Source organism: Sulfurimonas sp., assembly GCF_026991475.1.
In the GTDB taxonomy this organism is placed as follows: domain Bacteria; phylum Campylobacterota; class Campylobacteria; order Campylobacterales; family Sulfurimonadaceae; genus Sulfurimonas.
Window position 1 is genome coordinate 1 of the sequence record NZ_JALXBK010000116.1, and the last position, 3,121, is coordinate 3,121.

The window sequence follows — 3,121 nt, forward strand, 5'->3', positions numbered from 1 at the left end:
TCCATCCAACACCTCCAACAATATCTACAGTAGGCATATAATCAGAATCAGCAATACTCATATCTTGACGAGTAGCCCTGTAATTTTTCAACTGTTCTTGAATAACAGGGTTTGTAGTAAGTACTTCACTCACTGTCTTTTGCAAAGTTAATGCAGATACACTACTAGAGATTAAAAACATAAATGGTATAAAAAGTAATTTCTTCAAATTGTGTCCTAATAAATAAGTCCAAAAACTCACATTAAATATTCAAACTAATAAAAGTTATTTTATGTAATTTTTTATTATAGCTATTTTTTTATTAAAAAATTCTATTTTATTACTACATTAATAAATTAAATCTATATAAAGAAATGGACATGGAAGAATATAATAAGAGTTAAACAATACATATAATAATTTATAATAGATAAAAAATAGAATCATATAATTATTTTTGGTATAATAATTCAAAGGATGATGATGAATAAAACAGTTATAGTAATGCCTACATATAACGAAATAGATAACATAGAAATTATCTTAGAAAAGATTTTTTTTCTTAACTTAGATATAGATGTACTTGTTGTAGACGACAATTCTCCTGATAAAACATATGAAAAAGTACAGAATCTTATTAATACTAATGCATACAACAATCAACTTCATCTTATTATAAGACAAAATAAAGAAGGTTTAGGTAAAGCATACATTGAAGGGTTCCAATGGGCTTTACAAAAAAATTATACATATATTATTGAAATGGATGCAGATTTATCCCATAATCCAAAATATCTTAAAGTATTTCTAGAAAAAATAGAGACAAATGACCTTGTCATTGGAAGTAGATATATTTCTGGAGGAGGTGCTGTACATTGGTCTGCTTTACGTAAACTTATCAGCTACGGTGGTAGTCTATATTCGAGAATTATTTTAAGTATAAATGTACAGGATGCAACAGGTGGTTATAAATGCTTTCGAAGAGAAGTATTGGAAGCTATTGATTTTGACAATCTCATTACAACAGGTTATGCTTTTCAAATTGAAATGAATTATAGAGCTTCTATTATGGGGTTTAGAGTGAGCGAAATTCCAATTATTTTTGAAAACAGAGTCGCTGGCAAGTCTAAAATGTCTAAAAAAATATTTATAGAAGCACTTTTAAAAGTAATTGTTTTACGAATAAATAAACAAAAAATATTAGCTGAGCAGTAGTATATGCATACAAGAGAAAAACTAGTCCTCATCATCTACACACTTTTTAATGCTATAGCAAATAATTTTATTCCAATGTACTCTGATGAGAGTTATTACTGGCTCTGGTCAAAAAAATTAGCTCTCTCCTATTTTGACCATCCACCTATGATTGCCTACATTATTAAACTCACTACACTATTTAGTGATGATCTCTTTTTTGTAAGACTCGGAGCAGCTCTGCTTGTTAGTGCAACTGCCTATATGCTATATCTCTTAAGCAAAAAGATCTTTAATGAAAAAAGTGCTATCTATACATTTTATATATTTTTAAGTAGTATATTGGTGATTGCCGGCTCGACACTTATTACACCAGATATTCCTCTTATGTTTTTTGCCTCCCTTTTTCTATATGTCGCTTATGTTTATCTCGAAGAGAACAACAAACTTTATGCATTACTCACAGGTTTTGCAGCAGGTGCAATGTTGCTCTCGAAATACCCTGGCATATTAATTATTATCACCCTTTTAGTATATATTTTATTGTACAAAAGGGAAGTATTTAAAGAGAAATATTTTTACTTTGCACTACTCATCGCAACAGTTGTTTTTTCTCCTGTACTTTATTGGAATTATGAAAATGATTTTATCTCTTTTACTTTTCAACTTCATCATGGTATTGCTCAAGAGAAAATTTTTAAACCATCTGATTTTTTTAATTTTCTAGGTGCACAGCTTATTCTGTTTCATCCTTTTTATCTTATCCCGCTGCTCTATTTTATTATAAAAGATAAAAGTAGATTTGATCAAAAAAAAGTCTATTTACTCCTTCCATTTGCTTTTGTTATTCTCTTTTTTAGCTACTTTGCAGCATTTAAGCATGCCAATGCTCAGTGGGCTGGCATCGCTTATTTGAGTGCAAGTGTTTTACTCGGATATTATCTTTACAAGTATCAAGCCAAAAAAATATTAATTGCAGGAATGATTCTAAGTGCTTTTGTGATTATACTGTTAAAAACGCCTATTGGAATTGATTATGTACCTCCAATACAAAAACTTTTTTCAAGACTTGGAAAGATAGAACACTTTGATAAAGAGATAAAAGCACTCCATATTAACTTTAATGATTATAATTATATTCTTATAGATGATTATCATGGTTCGGAAATACCTTACTATTTAAAGAGAACCAATAATATTTTGGTTTTAAATAATGCAAGAATGTCTAACTTTAATTTATGGAGACACGAAGATTTAAATATTAGTATGCAAAGCCCATTAAATTCAATTCCTTCACTTGGGACTTGCCTTTACATAGGACGAAGTAAACAGCATTTTATGGAAATTGCAAAACTCTTTAAAAATTATCATATAATAAAACATTTAAAGAAAAAAGTTTCTCATAAAAATTTAGAATACTATATAGTAGAATACAATAATTAAAGTAGGTTGATTTGTAATGGTGGACAGCTAGGGATTCGAACCCTAGATAGGTTGCCCTATACCCGCGTTCCAGGCGAGCGCCTTCGGCCACTCGGCCAGCTGTCCTTGTTTGAAGAGTGCTATTTTAGCCAAGCTAATATTTAATAGTGCTAAAACTTCCTAAATTTGTGTCATAAATCACATACGCAGAGTATGGAACATCGATGCAAAAAGCATCTTCAAGACAGAGCCCTTGAACAAATGCCATTAAAACGCGGATAACACCTGCGTGAGTCACTATTAAAATATTCTCAGCGTTTTGCAGAGATAAAAACTCAAAAAAGAAGGCTTTTATTCTCTCTATGTACTCTTCGTAAGGCTCTCCACCCAGTGCATTGATCCACTGCTCAAAGTTTTCGTACTCTATCTCATTTTGTGCGATTATTTCATCGAAGCTGAGTCCTTCATGTTTTCCCCACGATTTTTCTCGTAGTTTTTGAGTATAAACGGCATCTTTTACCTGTC

Annotated in this window: 3 protein-coding genes, 1 tRNA gene and 1 pseudogene; 2 read left to right on the top strand and 3 right to left on the bottom strand. The window is 30.6% G+C overall.

Going from position 1 to position 3,121, the window contains the following annotated elements:
* A pseudogene (locus MV589_RS10025) lies at window positions 1-208 on the bottom strand (TolC family protein); the annotation flags it as partial.
* A gap of 255 nt (window positions 209-463) precedes the next feature.
* On the opposite strand from MV589_RS10025, the gene MV589_RS10030 reads away from it, so the two are divergent.
* The gene (locus tag MV589_RS10030; protein ID WP_297434475.1) at window positions 464-1,195 is read left to right on the top strand and encodes a polyprenol monophosphomannose synthase; all 732 of its coding nucleotides are present in this window, start codon (window positions 464-466) and stop codon (window positions 1,193-1,195) included.
* Between the two features lie 3 nt (window positions 1,196-1,198).
* Complete coding sequence (locus tag MV589_RS10035) at window positions 1,199-2,617, top strand: ArnT family glycosyltransferase (protein ID WP_297434477.1); 1,419 nt, start codon at window positions 1,199-1,201, stop codon at window positions 2,615-2,617.
* A 17-nt stretch (window positions 2,618-2,634) separates the two neighbouring features.
* Here the strand turns inward: MV589_RS10035 and MV589_RS10040 are convergent.
* Both MV589_RS10040 and MV589_RS10045 read right to left on the bottom strand, forming a co-directional pair.
* A tRNA-Ser gene (locus tag MV589_RS10040) sits at window positions 2,635-2,722 on the bottom strand.
* A 28-nt stretch (window positions 2,723-2,750) separates the two neighbouring features.
* The coding region (locus MV589_RS10045; RefSeq protein WP_297434478.1) for a histidine phosphatase family protein at window positions 2,751-3,121 on the bottom strand (371 nt) is incomplete at its 5' end.